Genomic DNA, 20,738 nt, shown 5'->3' with positions numbered 1-20,738 from the left:
ATTTTCGAGAGATGGTTTTTCTTGTGATTAATCTTCCATGGTAGACAGGTCACCCGTCGGTAGACCTAATTCCCATGCTTTCAAGACGCGGCGCATGATTTTTCCGGAACGCGTTTTTGGCAACTTGTCGCGGAATTCGATTTCACGAGGAGCAGCATGTGCAGCCAGCCCCTCTTTCACAAACTTGCGAATTTCATCCATCAACGCTTCACTTGGCTCATAGCCAGCTCGCAGCGAGATGAACGCTTTGATAATCTCACCACGTACCGGATCTGGTTTGCCAATGACGCCTGCTTCCGCTACTGCTGGATGCTCCACGAGCTTGCTCTCTACTTCAAACGGACCGACTCGCTCACCGGAAGTATTGATCACATCATCAATACGGCCTTGGAACCAGAAGTAACCTTCTTCATCCTTGTATGCAGAATCCCCGGACACGTACCAGCCTGGGATGCTGAAGTATTCTTCGTACTTCGCTGGGTTGTTCCAGATTTGTCTCATCATGGATGGCCAACCTGTACGGATAGCCAGATTCCCCATTCGATTCGGTGGCAGCTCATTTCCACGGTCGTCAATAATCGCTGCATAAATACCTGGGAACGGCTTACCCATCGATCCAGGCTTGATCGCCATACAGCGATAGTTAGAAATCAGCTGCGCACCTGTTTCCGTCATCCACCAGTTGTCGTGAATGCGTTGATTGAATACGCGCATACCCCAGTGAACGACTTCAGGATTGAGTGGTTCGCCAACGCTCAGGACGTGACGCAGACTGGATAAGTCAAATTGCTTGACGAGTTCATCCCCTGCCCCCATGAACATGCGGAACGTAGTCGGAGCACTGAACCAAATGGATACTTTGTTTTTCTCAATGACTTTATACCAGTCTTCGGGAGTAAAACGTCCGCCACGTACGACAATCGTTGCTCCATTCAACCAAGGTGAAAAAATGCCGTAAGAAGTACCCGTTACCCAGCCTGGGTCTGCTGTGCACCAATAAATATCATCCTCTTGCAAGTCGAGAATCCATTTCCCAGTTTGGTAGTGCTGGATCATGGCATTGTGAACATGCAGAACACCCTTTGGCTTGCCCGTTGAGCCTGAGGTGTAATGCAGGATCATTCCATCCTCACGATCCACCCATTCGATTTCCAGCTCGGTGGAGGCTTCTTCCATTGCTTTTTCAAAGCTGATGTGACCTTCTTTTAGCTCCTCTTCTGCCCCTACAACAATCACGTGTTTTAATGCAGGCAGGTCGCTTACTGGAATGCGTGGCAAGAGTGCAGGTGTCGTAACAATCGCAACGGCTTCGCTATTTTCCAAACGATCACGCACAGCCGCTTCCATGAACGCTTCAAACAGCGGACCTACGATTGCGCCAACCTTAATCGTGCCTAAAACGCTTACATAAAGCTCGGGCGAACGCGGCATAAAGACGAATACGCGGTCCCCTTTCGCAATGCCCAGATTCCGCAAAACATTTCCGAATTTATTGGATAACTCGCTTAATTGCGCGAAAGTATAAGTCTCGTCTCTCGTCGCATTACTGTACATCAAAGCGATTTTGTCTTTCCGATCAGTAGCGAGATGTCGATCAATGGCTTCGTACACCATGTTCACTTTCCCAGTCTCATACCAAGAGAATTGCTTCTCCACATCCGACCAATCAAAACTCGCATATGTTTCGTCATAATTTTCCAGATTAAAAGGGCCTTCCGTTGCTGGAATTTTCTCCACGTTCATGTCTTCACTCTCCCACTCAACATCGTTTTTCTCACTACACAACATTCATAATATTTCTACACTTTTCGAGTAATTCCTCCTACCAGAACCTACTTATTCGATTGCGAACATTTTCTTGTATAATGACGGTACTCTACTGCAAAGGAGATGGCTGTCCATGATGTTCTGGCTTATGTTACTTGGGGCTATCGCCTTGTTGCTTTTTCGAGCCTATCGCAATACATTTGATGTTCAAATAAAAGAAGTAGCGATACCCTTACAAAAATCCCGGCACCTTCAACAACCGCATGAGTTTGAGCCGGTTTCCATCTTACATTTGTCTGATTTGCACATGGAAAACTTATCTGTACTGCCCCAGCGCATTGTCGCTGACTTTTCGCAGCGACAGGTAGACCTGATTGCCATTACTGGTGACTTGCTTGACCGTGAAATAAACATTCCGAAGGCAGTTGCTTTTGTACAATGCCTCCAGCAATTACAGCCAGCACTCGGAATTTTTGTAGTTTTTGGCAATCACGACTATGTTCTTACCCCTTTCAAGCTCGCACAGTTGAAATCAGAGTTAGAACGTATTGGCTGTCGTGTTCTTATTAACGAAAATGAAACTGTCTATCACAAGGGGCAGCCCCTGCACATTATAGGTGTGGATGATTTCAGCACGCGCCATAGCAACCTGGCCAAGTCTTTCTTCGGTGTACCCGAGACAGGAGCAAGGCTCGTCTTAACACATGATCCTAATATCGTTTTGCACATGAAAGAGTATGCTTACGATTATTTGTTGTCAGGGCATTTTCACGGAGGACAGATCCATTGGCCTCGCCCCTTTCATCTCGCAACGATGGGGAAACTGCCTAAGCTGAATATCGTGAAAGGTCTTCACGAGATGGATGGTCGACCCTTTTACATCAGTGAGGGCCTGGGGCAAACAGGGGCAAACATCCGTCTGCGTTCCCGTCCCGAGATTACGTTGCATGTATTGGGCAGTGATGCTCCATTCAACGAGATGGCCGCTCCAGCTGTTGCTCTACAAGAAACAGCTGCCACGCTCGCCCTCGACTAAGGTATAATAGCCTTACTTTCGTGTCGAGATGGGGGTCACCTTGTGGAAAAATGGAAGAGAGATGTCGAGCACATCCGACAAGCGACAAATTTACCTATCGAATATGTACAAGTCTCACAAATAGAAACAGCACAAGCCCAGCAGGATTGGCTAAAAAATGGCTGGGAGCAAGTAGCCCTCCATTCGAGTAACGGTGTGATGACATTGATCCTTATCGAAACGGCATCATGGCATACTTCAGCCCGAGCGTTGTTGGATCTGATTTTTCCTCATGTGGATGATCCAGCAACGCTTCCCCTCCCAAAACAGATATCCAATTGGCTCTTGGGCATTGTCTCTGGCTCTCCTGTTGCAATCCCTGCTCAACTGGAAGCAAAATGGCCGTGGAAAGAAGCGCGCGTCTCCTTTTTATTAGAGCGATGCAGACCGGATCGCAAGGGAGAATGGGATTCCTTGCAGCCCTTGTTGCATGATTTTTTTGAAGGATTACCTGATTTCATTCCGTTGACGCAAACACATGCCCTTCTCATCGTCCCTGTCTCCATGCTCGATCATCAAAAAATGGCTTCAGAGCTTTTGGAGTGGGCATCTGGCCTCTATGATCTGATTTCGATGGAATGGATGGAGTCCGTTCGCCTTGTTGTCGGATCGCCACTCACGAGTCCACTTGCATTGGGCGACACTCTTTTACGGCAATTATCACTCGCCCGTGCCCTTCAATCCTATCGACCACAAATGATGGTCGCTGGGGACTGGTCTTATCCGTTAGAACGATGGGCAGCTTCTCTCCCAAAAGAAATAGCAGCCGCTATCGCCAACGAGCTGGCCGCTGCCATAACCATTCCGCACATGACAGATGAACAATTGGAAACATTAGATACGTTGTTCGCCAGACAATTGAATGTAAGCGATACAGCACGGCAGCTTTTCCTTCACCGGAATACCCTGTTGTATCGATTGGACAAGCTGACGGAACAAACCGGATTAGACCCGCGATTGTTTCCTGATGCCGTCATGCTTCAGCTCTACCTTCTCTTTCGTCAAAATTAACAAAACATTTTGTATATACTGTCCGTATCCAGCTTGCAAGTGAATTGGTACCCTATCCTTACAGTCATCAAAGAATTTGCTCTCTTCACAAACCCGAGGAGGTGCCTTTTTCATGGCAAAGGTAAGTCTTTCCCACATTTATAAACGATATGGAAACAACGTTACGGCAGTTGACGATTTTCACTTGGAAATTCAAGATCGCGAATTCCTCGTTCTAGTCGGACCATCTGGTTGTGGAAAATCTACCACGCTGCGCATGATTGCAGGTCTGGAAGAGATTTCGGAAGGTGATTTATACATAGGCGATCGCCGTGTCAACGATGTGGCTCCCAAAGATCGCGACATCGCCATGGTTTTTCAAAGCTATGCACTCTATCCGCATATGAATGTATACGAGAATATGGCTTTCGGCCTGAAATTGCGCAAATTCTCCAAATCCGATATTGATAAGCGAATTCAAGATGCAGCTCGAATCCTCGATATTTCGCATTTGCTAGACCGCAAGCCAAAAGCGCTGTCAGGGGGACAAAGACAGCGTGTCGCATTGGGTCGCGCGATCGTACGGGAACCGCAAGTATTTTTGATGGATGAACCGTTGTCCAACCTCGATGCGAAGCTGCGTGTACAAATGCGCACGGAAATTTTGAAACTGCATCAACGCTTGAATACCACGATCATTTATGTGACGCACGATCAAACAGAAGCCATGACCATGGGAGACCGGATCGTCGTCATGAAGGACGGCCTTATCCAACAAGTGGCAACCCCGACTGAAATCTACAATCATCCAGTCAATCTGTTTGTAGCGAGCTTCATTGGCTCGCCTGCGATGAACTTTGTGAAAGGGAATCTTTCCGAGAAAGACGGCGCACTCTATTTTGATGCGCAAAATATTCATGTACGCTTCCCAGAAGATAAAGCAAAGACTTTACGGGAAAAAGGTTATGTTAACAAGCAGGTTATTTTTGGTATTCGCCCTGAGGACATTTACAGCGACGCTTCTTTTATGGAAGCAAATCCATTTGAGAGCTCGCTGGAAGCAGAAGTTGAAGTCGTAGAAAACATGGGTTCCGAATTGTACGTCTATTTCCACAATATCGGGGATACCCAGATGGTAGCGCGCGTGGATTCTCGTGAAGCGCTAAAACCAAAGATGAAGGTAAAACTAGCGATGGATCTTGCCAAATGTCATGTGTTTGACAGCGAGACAGAAGTAGCTGTATTCTAATAGCGATATGAGAAGGAGTGTCCCATCCGGCATTCCTTTTCCTATTTTTTTGTGCAAAACCTTTTATAGAGAGAACAACTAGAGGTAGCGTGGAGAGGAGCGGATAAGAAGTGGCTTATCAAATCGTCTTTTTTGACATTGACGGAACCTTACTGAACACCGATCACATCATTCCACAAACAACGGTGGACGCCGTACAAACATTAAAACAAAACGGTGTCCATGTCGCGATCGCAACCGGCCGAGCTCCTTATCATTTGATGCCAATCGCTGAACAGCTTGGCATTGAGACATTCGTGGGCTTTAACGGGTCGTATGTGAAGAGCGAAGGGAAGATCATCCATCACACGCCAATTGCTACAGATACATTGGCAAAGCTCGAACAAATGGCTGAGGGTCATTCCCATCCCATGGTATTTTTGAGCGCAGATCACTGCTATGCCAATGCCATGGACCACCCACATATCATCGAGTCTTTTGATTGGTTGCGACTGGAATCCCCGGCATATCGCCATCGCTATTGGGAGCAAACGCCGATTTATCAAGCATTTCTTTACTGTGGCGCTGATGAATCGAGATATACGGGTGAATTCCATGACGTCTCTTACATTCGTTGGCATGAACACTGCATGGATATTTTGCCCCCAAATGGCTCCAAGGCAAAAGGAATTGAAGCCGTCTTAAAACATTTGGGACTAACTCCTGCGGATGCTGTTGCGTTTGGAGACGGATTGAACGACAAAGAGATGCTCTCCTATGTTGGCATGGGGGTAGCGATGGGTAATGCTCATGAAGAGCTGAAGCCGTTCGCCAATATGATTACGCGCCACGTAAACGATAGTGGCATCCAACATGGCTTAGCAAAGCTTGGTTTAATCTAGACACGTTAACTGTAAGCTATTTCCTTCATAATCACTCCCTTCATGTGCACGCTATAGACAACAGCACTGGAGGGAGTGAGTTTTTTTGCGCGTCTGGCCTTTTGTTGCCGTTGTTGCCTTGGTCGGTCTCGTAGTTGTCCCGTATCGGATGAATCAGAATGCAGAACAAGAAATGCGCGAACCTCATCCCCGCGTGACATCGGTTCAATCGAGAATTCCTCGTATTAACTACATTGAACAGGTGAAAGACATTCGTCGTGACCTGGAGAAAAAAAGCCATATTCAAACGCTTCATCATAACCAGCGTGATCGCAGTCATTATGTAGAAAATGAAGTCGTCGTGCGCTTTTCACCACGCCCCGAGCAAGAAAAAATTGATCAGCTCGTTTCTTCTTTAGATGCCAAGATCAAACGTGATTTTGACAAATTTCTCATTATCAAATCAAAGAGCATGACTACCAAGCAGCTCATGAAAAAACTGGCTGAACATCCTGACTCCGTATTTGCCGAGCCAAATTACCTCTTACTCCCGAACGTGAAACCAAACGATACGTATTACAAAGAATACCAGTGGAACCTTCCTCTGATTGGCATGGAGCAAAGTTGGGACGTTAGCGAAGGCAGCAGTGATGTCATCGTTGCAGTCGTCGATACAGGTGTGGATATGAAGCATCCAGAATTTGCTGGTAAGCTAGTCAAAGGCTACAACGTTTTGGATGGAAGTAACAAACCTGAGGATGATAATGGTCATGGAACCCACGTTTCGGGCGTCATTGCCGCGAAAACGAACAACGCAGATGGTATAGCCGGGATGTCCTGGAAAAGCAAGCTCATGCCGATCAAAGCCATTGGCGCAGACGGTTCGGGATCAGCCGTGGACATCGCACAAGGCATTTATTGGGCGACTGATAACGGAGCGGATGTCATCAACTTGAGTGTAGGCAACTACACCTCCTCTGCTGCTCTGCGGGAAGCTTGTCGCTATGCCTTTGATAAAAATGTCGTGTTAGTCGCGGCTTCCGGAAACGATGCGAGTGATCAGCCTAGCTTTCCTGCTGCCTATGATGAAGTTCTCGCCGTTGCCGCTGTCGATCATCGTAAAGAACGCGCTGATTTTTCCAACTTTGGTGATTATGTGGATGTATCTGCTCCTGGGGTCGATATTCCGAGCACGTACATTTCTAGCGACTATGCCTCGCTATCAGGTACTTCGATGGCGTGCCCTCATGTCGCTGCACTCGCTTCGCTCATCCGTTCCATTCATCCCAATATGAATTCCAAAGATGTGATGAATCTCATTAGACAATCTTCGACTGACCTCGGTGCTCCTGGGCACGATCAGTTATACGGGTACGGTATGATCAATGTGAACCAGGCCCTTCGCCAAGCCCAGCCGGTCGAGCAAGTCAAAACAGAACAACCTCCGAAAACAATCGGCGGCTTGCTTAATAAATTCTTTCAACGACTGCGCTTTGGTGGGCAATAAGTTCAGTAATAACTTCAGTAAACTAAAAAGCGTACTTACCCATCCAAGGTTTGTACGCCTTTTTTTATATTTATTTTCGGTGCAGTTCGAATAGAAAAAAGGTGGCTGTTGACCACCTTTTTTTGTTACTCAGTCAAACTTTGGCGTATCATATGCTTCATAGGCTTTGCGCAGAATCTCAAAGCTTTGCTTTTTTCGTTCATGGTACGTTGGCAGATCCCATTTGTCCCATTGGTACAAGAGTGGCTTGGAAGCTTCCCGCGAGAATGGCTTCTGATTGGAATGTGCAAATACTTCCACTCCAACACCTTTACTTTCGGTTGGTACGATTCCATTCGCCTCATACGGATATTTCCAAACCTGTTTGCTGCTCGGGTCAGTATAACCCAAAAGCATCCAAGGAATGCGTATTTCCAAAACATTGCCCTTTGCATACCAATCTGCCAGTGAGTTGTACGCCGGATCTTGCGGATCAGAAATCCCTGGCTTCATGATGCCCACTTCCAGCTCTTCGAAAGGTACTGTTTTCTTGGTTTCCGGTAAATACAATGCTTTGTTGAGTGCCAGCTTCCATGGCAAGAATATGCCCCTATCTGCTTGATCATATCGCTCGTCCCAAGGCAGCATTCCCTTGATGTACCCATATAGCCAACTATGCTGATCATAGGCGCTGTTGACAAAAATGCGAGAATTGCTGTCCCCTTGCATTCGCAACAAAAATTCGATTTCTTGGGAAAATGTAATACCTGGTGCTTTATCAGCAGTTCGACTCCCACCACTTAGCGTATCAAAGCCAATGTCCACCCTGTCCTTTGAGAAATCCCAATCTCCTTCGCTCTTCTTTAGCATGAGAAACAAATACGCTTCATCGTGTGAAACAGATAGATCAAATCCCGGATAAGCACGTTTGACTCGCTGAAGTCTTTTTTCCCAATCTGCTGTTTTCCCATCTAGGATGATCTGGTCAGAGGCGTAATTACCCGGTTCCACCGCGATGACGCCGAATTTTTCCTCGTTCGTCAACGGATTGTTCCACATCGCCCTCCTCTCCCAAGGCAGCTCCAGGTCAATCGTATTCCAGGTAAATTTGAACCATTCATCCTGCCATGCGAATAAAAGTGCGCCATCATAACCTTCTTCATAAATATTGCGCAGCATATCGGCGTTCATCTCGCCTTGCTCTTGTTCCGTATGCATTCCTTGGTTCCGTCCAGCAGGCCCATAATGAGTCATTCCCCGTGAGCTAGGTACGCCATATTCGGCAACCAACAACGGGATTCCTTTATGGTGGGCACGCAGATCACGCAAGTATCCGGCATACGGGTCTATCTTGCCGCTGGAATCTCGGTACTTTTGGTACTTTTCCTCATATCGCAAAAAGTCTGGGTAATACGGATAGACATGATAAGCGGCAAAGTAACCGGCTGTCCATTCCGCCGATGCTTTCAGATTCATCGGGTCGATCGAGACCATATCCTCTTGCGGCAGCGGCTCATTGGGATGCGACAGAGGATCAGTCGTCAGCCAGTTTGTGAACGATACTGGATGCTGCCAGCCGTATTTCATCTCTTCCTCAGCCAAATCATCTAGCATGAAGGCAAGCCAGCTTTCAAAAGGAGACGCTTTTTCCGTTGCCATGATATATTTTCCCTGGTAAGGAGGCTTGTCCAGATGAGAGGCATTCGTCACCTGTACCGTATACGGATGCCACTCTGTACCGAGTATCCATCCTACCAAGTATTCCGACACATCTGTTCGGTATTCACCGCTTGCACGACCGTACCGCTCTGGGAGAGTCACGTCTCCATGGACTACTTGTACAGCGTCTTTTATCTCTTGGCGAAAATCGTTGGTTATCTCGGGAGTAAATGCATCCCGTCCTTTTCGATCTTCACCCGCCAGTGCTTCATCCGGCGACCAGATTCCTTGCAGCAAGAGCAGCGGCTCTTCCTGTTTTTGGTTGAATTCGTGTAAAGCCTCATAAAAAATCGGAGGTAGAATCGTATAAATGCGGACGACTTTGTTATTCATTTCCTTCATCTGCGAAAACCAGCGCAAGTAATCTTCGCGGGTCGGGGAGAGCTCTCCAGGATAGTGCCCTGGTGTCGTTGCACCCAGATTGATTCCCGCCCAAAACACGGGTTCCCAGCCTTGCCCGGTATAGAGAGCAATATCCCCACCGTCTACTTTGGCAACTAGCTTCTTGCCTTCACCTTCAAATACAGGCATCGGTTTTGACGCTTTGCTTGCTTCCATTTGTGCTTCGCTTTTTTTGACCAGTTCCCTCCACTTCTCGTAATCATGGATGGCGTATCCGGCGTAGCCTCCAAATTCTTCGAGGTTATCTTCGAGAACGGCCAGTTGCTCCTCCAATCCGCCATGCCCTTCCTCATAAAAGGTTGTGTTTTCTCCCTCTGCGCTTTGCAGCAGGTTAAGGCCTACGACCACTTTGTTTTTTTGATCGTTAGTCTCGTTCATGATCGGATTTACAATTTCCAATACCCCGTTCGGTCCCTCTACCCTGTCGCGATAGGCCATTAACGTTACATGATCTAGCGTGCTGACCAGCCATTTGCTGACAGTTTCCGATTTATCTGCCAGCGACAGCTCGTACATCCAAAACGGGATATCGACACTTAGCTCCAAAGCCTGGTCCTTTTTGATTTCCGCGGACAAGTACTCGATATTGGCTACCCATTCGTTTTTGATTACTTCCTTGTTCTCATTCCATTCGGGTAGTACGTGAGGTTCAATATCGAGATGGAGGCCGCTAAATCTTTCACCTTCTCCTGCTGATTTATTATAGGTCTGAACCCAATCAAAAAAGGTGGTAATACTTTTTCGATTGGAAACGAGAGACCATACCGGATCTCCTGCAAGAGCATCCACGCCAATTCCAGATGCATTTGCTTCCTTAATAAAGGAACGATAATCTTGATGGGCAACATTTTCTTGGTCAATATGCAAATAAATGAGATTGACGCCATGTTCCTTGGCAAATGCAATGATTTCTTCTCTTTCTGTAACAATAAGCTGCGTATTCCAAATCCAGGTTGCGATGATCGGCGGAGTCCTATACAAATAAGCGATGATTGCGATCACTGGTATGATGATGATCAAAAAACCAAGCAGTAGCTTTTTTGTGTTTGATCGATTCTGTTCTGGTTCCATGCTGTCTGTAAAAATAAGACATCCTCCTACTGACTGCGATTATGTTCGGGTTGCCATCAACCGTTTGGCATACTGCTCTTTGATGCTTTGGCGTTCTCTGGCGATGGCCAAAGCGTCGTTCGGAACATCATCTGTGATCGTAGAGCCTGCGGCTACATAAGCACCCTCCCCGATGGTAACTGGAGCTATCAAATTGGCATTGCAACCAATAAAGGCGTGATCGCCAACGATCGTTTTATGCTTGCGGACGCCATCATAGTTGACAGTGATTGTACCGCACCCTACGTTTACATGTTCACCAATATCAGAATCACCAATATACGAGAGGTGAGCAACCTTTGCACCTTTCCCGAGACGCGAATTTTTCAGTTCCACAAAATCTCCGACCTTCGCCTCCTCACCTACATCTGACCCTGGACGAATATAGGCATAAGGGCCAACCGTTGCACCGTCACGAATCGTGCTATTACATGCATTCGAGTAACGAAGTTCTACCTTACCTCCTACCACGCAATCACTTAAGTCTGCATTCGGTCCGATGACACAAGCGGGTCCAATTATTGTTTTCCCCCGGAGGTACGTTCCCGGATGAAGAACCGTATCAGGTCCGATACTCACATCTACATCAATATAGGTAGTGGCTGGATCAATGATCGTCACCCCGTTTTGCATATGATGCTCATTGATTCGCATACGGAGCACTCTCTCGGCAGCAGCTAACTGGATTCTGTCATTTACGCCGCCCCCCTCTGCCGCATCATCGGTCATGTAAGCGGCAATCCGTTCGTTTTGCTCCTTTAAAACGCTTAAAACATCAGGCAAATAATACTCTTTCTGAGCGTTATCATTTTTCACACGGGAAAGAGCTTGAAACAGCTTCTGGTTGTCGAAACAATACATGCCTGTATTGATCTCGCACACTTGCCGTTCTTCTGCCGTTGCATCCTTGTGCTCCACAATCCGTTTCACAAAGCCCTTTGCGTCGCGGATCAATCGTCCATATCCTACCGGGTCGTCTACTCGTGCAGTTAATACAGTTGCGGCTGCTTGTTGGGTTTCATGCTGCTCAAGCAGTTGCACCAGCGTTTTCTCCCTCACCAATGGCGTATCTCCGCTCAACACGATCGTTGTCCCCTGTTTGTTATGCAACAGGTCAGCCGCCATCAACACTGCGTGGGCAGTTCCTAATTGCTCCTGCTGGTATGCATAGCGCACCGAAGCACCGATCTGCTTTTCTACTTGCTCGGCTCCATGACCGACAACCAAAATAATCTCGTGGATTCCAAGAGCATGTAATCGGTCGACAATATGCTGAATCATCGATTTTCCACAAACCTCATGGAGCACTTTGCAACGCGTAGATTTCATGCGTGTTCCTTTTCCCGCTGCCAATACGATTGCATAACGACTACTCATATGATCCTCCCATCCTATCCTCTTATTTGCCTTCATTGAAGTACGGCTTTACTCTGTTAACAAGATCCTGGACAATCTCTCGCGTTCCCATTGTTGTTGTCTGTTGACCTTTCTCGTAAACTTGAATCATGATCTCTATCAATGTTTTTTGATCAAGAATTTGGTCAGTGGAATCCATCATGGACACTTCAGCCCCTTACGGAATGAATGTAAATCCAACAAGTCGAAATGTGGAAAGAATCCCGACCTCTATAAGCAGACGGTTCGGGATTCTTCCAAATCATTTTTGCTTATTCAACGGTTACACTTTTGGCAAGATTCCGTGGTTTGTCAACATCATTGCCTAATGCCAGTGAAGTGTAATACGAGATCAATTGCAGCGGAATAACGGACAAAATGGGGGTAAACACTGGCAAGGTAGCAGGCACAAAGCATACGTCATCTACATTTCTGTGCAGCTCGACATTCCCTTCCAGCGTGATCGCTAACACATTCCCACCTCGTGCTTTGACTTCTGTGATATTGCTAACCATTTTTTCTTCCAGCTCTTTTTGTGTCACCAAGGCAATGACAGGAGTACCTTCTTCAATCAAAGCCAGCGTACCATGCTTCAATTCCCCCGCAGCGTATGCCTCTGAGTGAAGGTAGGAAATTTCCTTCAGCTTTAGGGACCCTTCCAGTGCCACAGCATAATCAATGCCTCGACCGATAAAGAACAGGCTGGTGTGATTTCTTATGGATTCGGCATAAACACGAATCTCATCCGCATGCAGGAGTGCCTTTTCAGCCTGTTCCGGCAACTGTCTCAGATGGGCAATCATGAATTCTCTCTCGTTTTCCGCAAGAGTCCCCTTCACTTGAGACAGATACAATCCGAGCAGATAGAAAACAATTGCCTGTGAGGTGTACGCCTTCGTTGAAGCGACAGCAATTTCCGGTCCAGCAAAGGTAGCAAGCACATGATCAGCTTCACGGGCAATAGAGCTGCCCTGAACATTAGTAATAGCCAAAACCTTTGCTCCTAGTCGCTGACCTTCCCGCAAGGCTGCGAGTGTATCAGCCGTTTCACCCGACTGACTCACGACGATGACCAGCGTTTTTTCAGATAATATAGGGCGTCGATATCTGAATTCTGAAGCGACATCGACCTCTACCGGTATCCTTGCCAATTCTTCAATCACATGCTTGCCAATCAGCCCTGCATGATAGGCGGTACCGCACGCTACGATGAATATTTTCTCAAAGCCTTTGATTTGTTCTGGCTGCAATTGTAAATCTTTCAAAACAATACGCTTTCCGTCCTCGTCAATCCGGTTGACCAGGGTATTTCGGAATGCATTTGGCTGTTCGTAAATTTCTTTTAGCATGAAGTGTTCAAAACCATCCTTCTCCGTCTGTTCCACATTCCAATCTACACGGAATAAATCACGTTGAAGCGGTTCGCTTGTTTCCACTTTCATGAGAGAAACGCTGTCTTTTTTAAGAACTGCCATTTCCCCATCTTCCAAAATAACAATATCACGCGTGTGCTCAAGAACGGCTGAGATATCCGAGCCAATGAAGTTTTCTCCTTTGCCCACCCCGATAATTAATGGACTTGCCAATCGGACTGCCACTATTTTATCTGGCTCGTACTCGCAAACAACGCCGAGAGCATATGCCCCTCGCATCCGAAGTACTGCATTTTGAACCGCAGCGATGAGATCGCCTTCGTATAATACAGCAATGAGATGAGCAATGACTTCTGTATCGGTCTCCGATGTAAACGTGACCCCATGATCCAAAAGATCTTGTTTGATTTCCAGATAGTTTTCGATAATACCGTTGTGGACAACAGAAAACTTTCCCGATTCATCCGCATGCGGATGTGAGTTTTCGTCTGATGGGCGACCGTGTGTGGCCCATCGCGTATGTCCAATTCCCAAAGAACCTTGAATCGGAGAATGGTCGAGCCGCTCTTCCAAAACGGCCAGTCGTCCTTTCGATTTGCAAATCTTCATTTTTTCTCCGGTAAATATCGCGACACCAGCCGAGTCATAGCCGCGGTACTCCAACTTCTGCAAACCATTTGTCAGGATTTTTTGGGCTTGCCCCTCACCAATGTATCCAACAATTCCGCACATACGATTGCCTCCCCTGTTACGTAATCTTCAGCCAGTTTCTCAAGTTAAGCCAGAAGTACGAATCGTTCTTCCTCGACGTGCATCTTTGCCGGATTCCCCAGCTTGTAAATGTGTTGACCCGTTATGCTGTCAAAAGCATTTCGTGTATCAATGATGGCTACTCCCAAGTCAGCAAACTTCTGATAGTCAAAGCTCTTATGATTCGTCACGAGCACCATGCAGTCGTAATTTTTCATTTGATCCACGTCATATGAAATGGAACGGACCGTATTCCCACGTTTGTCCACAAAGCTTAGTGCATACGGATCGTAGTAATCTACATGTGCCCCGTTTTCCTGGAACAACTCGTATATATGCAAGCCCGGAGATTCACGAAGATCATCGATATCAGGTTTGTAAGCCATCCCCAAAATAAGAATTCGTGAGTTTTTAATCGATTTTGCATAGAGATTCAGTACTTGTGCAGTCTTGTTGATGACATAGTCCGGCATATTGTCGTTAATCGATTGCGCCAGTTCGATGAATTTACTATGAAAGCGGAATCCTTTTGCTTTCCAGGAGAGATACATCGGATCAAGAGGAATGCAATGTCCGCCAATTCCAGGGCCTGGATAAAACGGCATATAGCCAAACGGTTTGGTAGAAGCCGCTTTAATAACCTCCCACACATTGATCCCCATTTTGTCGCACATTAAAGCCATTTCATTGATAAAGGCAATATTTACACTCCGGAATGTATTTTCCAATAATTTCGACATTTCAGCTACCTTTGGTGAAGAAACCGTTACTACATTTGTAACTAGGTTTCCATACAGCAGGGCACCCAGCTCTAAGCACTTCGGTGTGGTTCCCCCGATTACTTTTGGCGTATTATGTGTATTGAATGAATGATTACCTGGATCTACTCGCTCAGGAGAGAAGCAAAGGAAGAAATCCTTTCCGACTGTTAGGCCCAGCTTTTCGAACTCCCATTGAATCAATTCTTCTGTCGTTCCTGGGTACGTTGTACTTTCTAGGGTGATCAAAAGGTTTTTCTTTTTGTATTTGATTATTTCTCGGACGACTCCCTTAATAAAGGACGTATCCGGGTCTTGATTTTCACTGAGTGGTGTCGGAACACATATGCTGACCGCATTCAGCTCCTTGAGCACCCGGTAATCAGTGGTCGGGAAGAAGCGTTGAGCAGAAAGGCTTGATTGGACCAATTCGTCCGGAACGTCCTGAATATACGACTTGCCTTCGAGCAAAGTTTCCACCTTTCGTTGGTCCAAATCGATGCCATAAACAGAGAAACCGCTTTTTGCCATTTCCATAGCCAAGGGCAGACCAACATATCCTAGCCCGATTACCCCCACTTTTACGGTTTTTGATTCCATTTTTTGCTTCAACTTTGTGAAGTAGCTCATTTTTTGTTCCTCCCTTTTCTCTGTGTTTAAGACAATAGACCTCTCACTCGTGCTTCCAAGTCTACGGGTGAAAATGGCTTTCCTATATAATCTGAGACTCCTAGCTCGAATGATCTTTTCTTGTCGTCTTCCAACCGTTTGTGGGTTAACACCACGATTTTCGTACTATGCGGAACCGCATTGCTCTTCTTGATTTTGCTGATGAGCTGGTAACCGTCCTCAATGGCCAAATTCAAATCGGTGATGACAGCGTCTGGTAAAAATCGCTGGTATTGCTCCAGTGCTTCTCTTCCGTTTTCAGCCAAATAAATGCAGTAACCTTTTCTTTGTAAATAGATGCGCAAAAACTCATTCACGGTCTCATCTTGCGAAACAAGCAAAAGACTTTTCTTTGTTTCAGATGATCTTTTACCGCCATATATGTGAATGTCACCAGCGATTCCCTTACCAGCAGTAATCTCCTGTACCATACCACTTAGGATTTGTGCTGCTGATTCCCCCTGTTCAGGAAAGCTTGCGATGAATACAGGACCTGCCAACATATGTCGGGCCTGTAAATGTTCCTTGATGAAAAGAGAATGAAAGTGAGTATTACCAAGCATTTGATCGCCTAACAGGATTCCCAGCGTGCTGCTTTGCTTGTCGTAAAAACAATGGATATCGCTAAGTCCCTCTTCTTTTGCCAAAGACTTTTTCAAATTTTGGACCTTTTCTTCATTGCTTCCATTCGTTACAGCCAGAATAATCCCGCACGGCAACTGACTCGATTCATAGAAGGTAAGCACATGTTCAAAGGCTTGAAATAAAGGAAACGAATACGCTTTTGCAATCTGACTCACACTATCTCCCTCCTATGCCCTTTTCTCTATGTTTTCCAGCTTGTTCTCGTCATGGTCCCCCATGTGTTGTTGTTACGCATAAATTCGATATGTCCCAAAAATCTCCAAATGACTCCTAACTGCTGATACCCCAAAAACATGAAGAAGAGAAATGCCAACATTTTGAAATTATCGCGAACTCTTGTGTAACGTTTGAAGGCCAGCTCTTCAATAAAAAGGGAACCGATCCCGAGCAACACACCAAACAAGAGATTCAGCAACGCATAGATAGCTAGGAGCCTCCACTGGGTCATGTCCATGACTGTATATCCCAGCAGAGCTAAAAAACCGGTAAACCTGAAATAAGGATTCAAAGTTTCGAAGATAATGTTATAGGGAAAGGTAATCAATCCCACTACTTTATACTTGGGTCGGCCGACTATATGAATGCCATACTCCAGCATGTTTTTTAGGTTACCACGTCCCCATCTCCTTCGCTGGCTACCCAGTATTTTCAGCGTATCAGGAGCCTGCGTCCAGCATACGGCATCCGGACAAAAAGCCACACGATACGGAAGTTTTTTTTCGAGCATATATTTATGCAGCTTGATGATAATGTTCATGTCCTCACCGGGATATCCCCCTCGATAACCACCGGCTTGGACAACGAAATCTTTTCGAAATACGCCAAAGGCACCTGACACAATAATCAGTCCGTTGATCGAACTCCAACCGATCCTTCCCCCGAGGAATGCCTTTAAGTATTCAACACATTGAAACATGGGCAAAATTTTGTTGGGAAGGTTCACTTTTTTTACCATTCCATCTTCAATTTCACAGCCGTTTGCAATTCGGACGATGCCACCAATCGCGACTGTTTCTTCTGGGTTTTCCATGTATACCTTGGCGATACGGATCAATGCGTCCTTTTCCAATAACGAATCAGCATCGATGGAAGCAATCAAAGGATAATGGGAAAGATTAATTCCGGCGTTTAGCGAATCTGCTTTTCCTCCGTTTTCCTTATCAATCATATATAAATTGGGATACTGCGGATTGTAATAAACGCCTCGTACCTTAGATGTTTCCAATACTCCGGAACCCTTCGCATGCTCCGTACGCGTCAACTGGAATTCATTTAGCATAACTTGCAACGTTTCGTCGTTTGAACCGTCATTAATAACAACGACCTCGTACTTGGGATAATCCAGAGCAAGAAGGGAACGAACGTTTTCGATAATAGTCAATTCCTCGTTATAAGCAGGAACAAGAATCGAAATCTGCGGAGCATACTCTGATCCAGAGAGTGACTGAAAGCGAGAATACATAGAGCTTTTTATGATGGAAAATATATTTTTGACGGACAAGGATAGAATCGTTAAATAGAGCGTCTCAATAACGATCACGTAATAAATAGCAAAGATCCCGTATGCTTGCAAAAAGTCCCTCATGTTTGTCTCCTTTCAGCTATAGTTACACTGCATGAACGTAACGATTTTTCTTGTTCAACTGTTCTTCCTCATTCATCCGCTTTTTGTACCGCACCTGGTTCACGGTATACATCTCAACAATTTCAGCATCCTGACAAACTACCGTATCGTTAGCCTTCATCAAGGACTCAATCACTTCGGCTGCCAATACAGGATCATATTTGAATAGCAGCTTTACTGCCTGGATCCGTACTTCCCTATCTCTCGAATCGATTTGTCGATATACCAAATCTGCAATCTCCGCAGTTAAAGGAGCAGTCCATCCAATCAAAGCAATTTTGATCAAATCCTTGTCCGTACTTCGCAAACAATCAAGCAATAAAGGAGTACAATCCAGCTCTGTCTCTTTCATGATGTCAACGACAAGATGGCAATTGCTTTTTCGATGCTTTACGAGGAGAAATAACATGTTCCTTACATCGTCCAGATTTCTCGCACACTTCGAGATAGATCTCGCGATGATAAAATGGGTGGGATCGAGTTTTTTTGTATGCAGCAATTGCAGTAATCTTGGTACAGCTTCCCCAGATCGCATGGCTCCTACATGATAGGCAGCGTCAATTCTTATCCAATGGAAGCGACTGTACAGCCTTTGGATATTTTGATTGACGAGCCCTGTATCCTCACAAAGTGCGATGATTTTCTTTTGGTGGCTCCCTGTAAGTGATTCGATCCATTCAATGAGTTTTTGTTGCAGAACGCGCAATTCCAAGCGATTTAATTGCCAGTAAGGCGGGTTCAGTCTCTCCGGCGAGTCCATGTGCGACTGGATATAGGTGAAGTAGTCTTGAAACTGTCCCGCGTAAACGTTTGTTTTCCTTTCCAACCACAAGTTCCTTGATTTAATCACCAAGATTGCCAGAAAAAATAGTATAATTATTACAAATAACAGACAGATTACCGCAACTGCTTCAGACAAATTAGCTTGCAGAATGGATCTCTCCTCTCCAATTTTTTGTAAGTTTTTCTGTGCATTCCTATCCATGTTGCTTTTAAAATTGGCAGGTGCAAACGTAGTTCCGGCTTGTTTCTTTCGCCCTTCTCATTTTCTTTATAAAGAACAAATTTTACTTTTCGTTCTGTATAAAGAACAACTTGGGATTAGTATCCTGCACGGACAACGGAATGTAAAATATCAATTTCCTCTAAAAATAGGCCAAAAATAGCCGAAAATCGACTTTATTGTAGAATATCGTCTGAATATCTCGCATTTTCTCGACATTAATAACGAACATTACGTTTCTTATAAAGAACAATCAAAGATATAGATACTAAGCCATACCGACCCATCGTTTCATCTAGTAGGAAAGTAATTTTTTGGCATTTCCAGTAAACTTATACTGTACAAATGAGTCAAACGACACAGGACTAGTCCCATAAAAAGTTGTGTTCCAGTTATTTTACCGTTATAATAAACGAAGAGATTTAAAGGGGTGGCTATGACATGATCGGCTCGCGTATCCAGCAGCTTAGAATAGACAAAAGCCTTTCTCTTTCTGATTTAGCTGAGCGCGCTGGTGTCGCCAAGTCTTATCTAAGCTCAATCGAGCGCGGCATTCAGCGTAATCCTTCGATTCAATTTCTTGAGAAAATTGCACTAGTATTAAATGTGACGGTAGACACATTGCTTCAGGATAAAGAGATTCCTTCCATTGAGAATGTTGATGAAGAATGGTATGAGCTGATCGAAGAGGCTATGAAATCCGGGGTAAGTAAAGAACAGTTTCGAGAGTTTTTGGAGTACAATAAATGGCGAATCAATCGAGATAAATAAAATTGGTGCCAGCACTGGAATAGTGCTGGCTCTTTATTTTTTGCAATAATTTAAAACAAAAGTCACAAATACAAGATTTACATCTGAAACTGAATTAAGTATCATTTCTCATATAAGCTGTTTACCTTCTATTTTATTCCAACCATTTTTTGGGTATTTTATTTGTTTTTTACAAAAGGAGGGTAAAGAGGAACGAACATGAAAACCACTTCATCTCCTAAAGATCCCCTGGATAAAGAATGGATTGATCTTATATTTACTGCACGCAAACTGGGGATATCTATTGAGGAAATTCGTTTTTTTCTCGTGAACGCTCCTCTTTCTTTAGAGCAGGAGAAAAATGATTATAATAGGACTTCCGACAGGGTTCCTTACTAATTAGAAAATCATAGAAAAAGCACAGGTTTATTAGACCTGTGCTTTCTCATTTTGCATCTGCTTTTTCGCGATATAGTCTGACTCGTAATATTGCAAATCATTACGCATCTGTTCGAACACTCTGGACAGGGACAAGGTCAACTGCTGCAATTCAGGGGTGACCTGCTTGCGGAAAACGATACAGTCCTGACCCGTATAGGCCAATCGCCCATCTTCTTCGTAAACCTCACCTTTGGGATAATAGAAGTTATTTATACAGGTATGGTAGACCTGATACAATACTTCCTCGGCAAACTCCTCATGAAATCGTGCGCGCCGGAGGGATACTCCCAGCCTTTCGTATGCATTTTCGCAGTAAACCAAAAGGTGGCGCAAGTCGGAAAGATAGTTACGGTAATATGTTTCAAATTCTTCAGGATCACCTGACGTGGATACGAGACCAGCTAGAGTAACCTGATTCAAAAAACGTTCCACTTCCATGCTGACCTTTTTCAACTTGGTGTACGTCTCCTCGCACAATTGCTTTAGATGAGTCGCTGACATAAAGTCCCCCTAATGTTGAAGAATCTGCCTTTTTTATAATAAGTATAAAGGAAAGATTATTTATTACACAAGGGTTATTTTTATACAACCAGACCGCTTCACAAGATGATAGATAGCATCGTATAAGCGCAAATAAGGCTACGCCAAAGGTTTAGCGTAGCCAAGTTTTCC

17 protein-coding genes are annotated in these 20,738 nt (G+C 45.2%); 7 read left to right on the top strand and 10 right to left on the bottom strand.

The genetic code is table 11. The features are described from left to right. Positions 1-27: 27 nt before the first annotated feature. A complete protein-coding gene (gene acsA / locus HPY28_RS28995) occupies positions 28-1,743 on the bottom strand; it encodes an acetate--CoA ligase (protein ID WP_026043002.1) in 1,716 nt (571 codons plus the stop codon). Positions 1,744-1,903: 160 nt separating this feature from the next. Here acsA and HPY28_RS28990 point away from each other — a divergent pair, with 160 nt between their 5' ends. The 5 genes from HPY28_RS28990 (at position 1,904) to HPY28_RS28970 (ending at position 7,448) form a co-directional block, all read left to right on the top strand. Continuing rightward, a complete protein-coding gene (locus HPY28_RS28990; RefSeq protein ID WP_026043001.1) occupies positions 1,904-2,803 on the top strand; it encodes a metallophosphoesterase in 900 nt (299 codons plus the stop codon). Positions 2,804-2,845: 42 nt separating this feature from the next. Further along, positions 2,846-3,853, top strand: a complete 1,008-nt coding sequence (locus tag HPY28_RS28985; protein WP_174231890.1) for a PucR family transcriptional regulator — start codon at positions 2,846-2,848, stop codon at positions 3,851-3,853. A gap of 112 nt (positions 3,854-3,965) precedes the next feature. Then, positions 3,966-5,081, top strand: coding sequence for an ABC transporter ATP-binding protein (locus tag HPY28_RS28980; protein ID WP_017247792.1), 1,116 nt, complete (start codon positions 3,966-3,968; stop codon positions 5,079-5,081). A 110-nt stretch (positions 5,082-5,191) separates the two neighbouring features. Beyond that, complete coding sequence (locus tag HPY28_RS28975; RefSeq protein WP_173624267.1) at positions 5,192-5,962, top strand: Cof-type HAD-IIB family hydrolase; 771 nt, start codon at positions 5,192-5,194, stop codon at positions 5,960-5,962. An 85-nt stretch (positions 5,963-6,047) separates the two neighbouring features. Further along, positions 6,048-7,448, top strand: coding sequence for a S8 family peptidase (locus tag HPY28_RS28970; RefSeq protein WP_174231889.1), 1,401 nt, complete (start codon positions 6,048-6,050; stop codon positions 7,446-7,448). A gap of 129 nt (positions 7,449-7,577) precedes the next feature. On the opposite strand, the gene HPY28_RS28965 is transcribed toward HPY28_RS28970, so the two are convergent. The 8 genes from HPY28_RS28965 to HPY28_RS28930 all read right to left on the bottom strand — a co-directional run bounded on the left by HPY28_RS28965 (position 7,578) and on the right by HPY28_RS28930 (position 18,698). Continuing rightward, the gene (locus tag HPY28_RS28965; protein WP_174231888.1) at positions 7,578-10,619 is read right to left on the bottom strand and encodes a hypothetical protein; all 3,042 of its coding nucleotides are present in this window, start codon (positions 10,617-10,619) and stop codon (positions 7,578-7,580) included. A 39-nt stretch (positions 10,620-10,658) separates the two neighbouring features. Next, positions 10,659-12,035 (bottom strand): bifunctional UDP-N-acetylglucosamine diphosphorylase/glucosamine-1-phosphate N-acetyltransferase GlmU, encoded by a 1,377-nt coding sequence (glmU, locus tag HPY28_RS28960; protein WP_174231887.1) that lies wholly within the window; start codon positions 12,033-12,035, stop codon positions 10,659-10,661. 22 nt (positions 12,036-12,057) lie between these two features. Next, positions 12,058-12,216 (bottom strand): YwzD family small protein, encoded by a 159-nt coding sequence (locus tag HPY28_RS28955; RefSeq protein WP_017247788.1) that lies wholly within the window; start codon positions 12,214-12,216, stop codon positions 12,058-12,060. A gap of 109 nt (positions 12,217-12,325) precedes the next feature. Continuing rightward, positions 12,326-14,158: a glutamine--fructose-6-phosphate transaminase (isomerizing) gene (glmS, locus tag HPY28_RS28950; RefSeq protein WP_174231886.1), complete on the bottom strand. Its 1,833-nt coding sequence runs from the start codon at positions 14,156-14,158 to the stop codon at positions 12,326-12,328. A gap of 44 nt (positions 14,159-14,202) precedes the next feature. Further along, positions 14,203-15,564 carry a nucleotide sugar dehydrogenase gene (locus HPY28_RS28945; protein WP_173624262.1) on the bottom strand — a complete coding sequence of 454 codons (1,362 nt, stop codon included), beginning with the start codon at positions 15,562-15,564 and terminating at the stop codon, positions 14,203-14,205. A 26-nt stretch (positions 15,565-15,590) separates the two neighbouring features. Then, complete coding sequence (locus HPY28_RS31025; RefSeq protein ID WP_371736807.1) at positions 15,591-16,403, bottom strand: response regulator transcription factor; 813 nt, start codon at positions 16,401-16,403, stop codon at positions 15,591-15,593. Positions 16,404-16,429: 26 nt separating this feature from the next. Then, positions 16,430-17,833 (bottom strand): glycosyltransferase family 2 protein, encoded by a 1,404-nt coding sequence (locus HPY28_RS28935; protein ID WP_174224862.1) that lies wholly within the window; start codon positions 17,831-17,833, stop codon positions 16,430-16,432. A 22-nt stretch (positions 17,834-17,855) separates the two neighbouring features. Beyond that, complete coding sequence (locus HPY28_RS28930) at positions 17,856-18,698, bottom strand: hypothetical protein (protein WP_174224863.1); 843 nt, start codon at positions 18,696-18,698, stop codon at positions 17,856-17,858. Between the two features lie 618 nt (positions 18,699-19,316). Between HPY28_RS28930 and HPY28_RS28925 the strand changes: the two genes are divergently transcribed. Both HPY28_RS28925 and HPY28_RS28920 read left to right on the top strand, forming a co-directional pair. Then, entirely contained in the window at positions 19,317-19,646 is a 330-nt protein-coding gene (locus tag HPY28_RS28925) for a helix-turn-helix domain-containing protein (protein WP_017247782.1), read from the top strand. 198 nt (positions 19,647-19,844) lie between these two features. Next, positions 19,845-20,024, top strand: a complete 180-nt coding sequence (locus HPY28_RS28920; RefSeq protein ID WP_017247781.1) for an anti-repressor SinI family protein — start codon at positions 19,845-19,847, stop codon at positions 20,022-20,024. 30 nt (positions 20,025-20,054) lie between these two features. On the opposite strand, the gene HPY28_RS28915 is transcribed toward HPY28_RS28920, so the two are convergent. After that, positions 20,055-20,567, bottom strand: coding sequence for a DUF3907 family protein (locus tag HPY28_RS28915; protein WP_173624258.1), 513 nt, complete (start codon positions 20,565-20,567; stop codon positions 20,055-20,057). Between the last annotated feature and the right edge of the window lie 171 nt (positions 20,568-20,738).

Origin of the sequence: Brevibacillus sp. HB1.2 (assembly GCF_013332495.1) — a bacterium.
In the GTDB taxonomy this organism is placed as follows: Bacteria; Bacillota; Bacilli; order Brevibacillales; family Brevibacillaceae; genus Brevibacillus; species Brevibacillus porteri.
The sequence above is the reverse complement of the archived record's forward strand: the minus strand, read 5'-3'. Positions and strand labels throughout refer to the sequence as shown.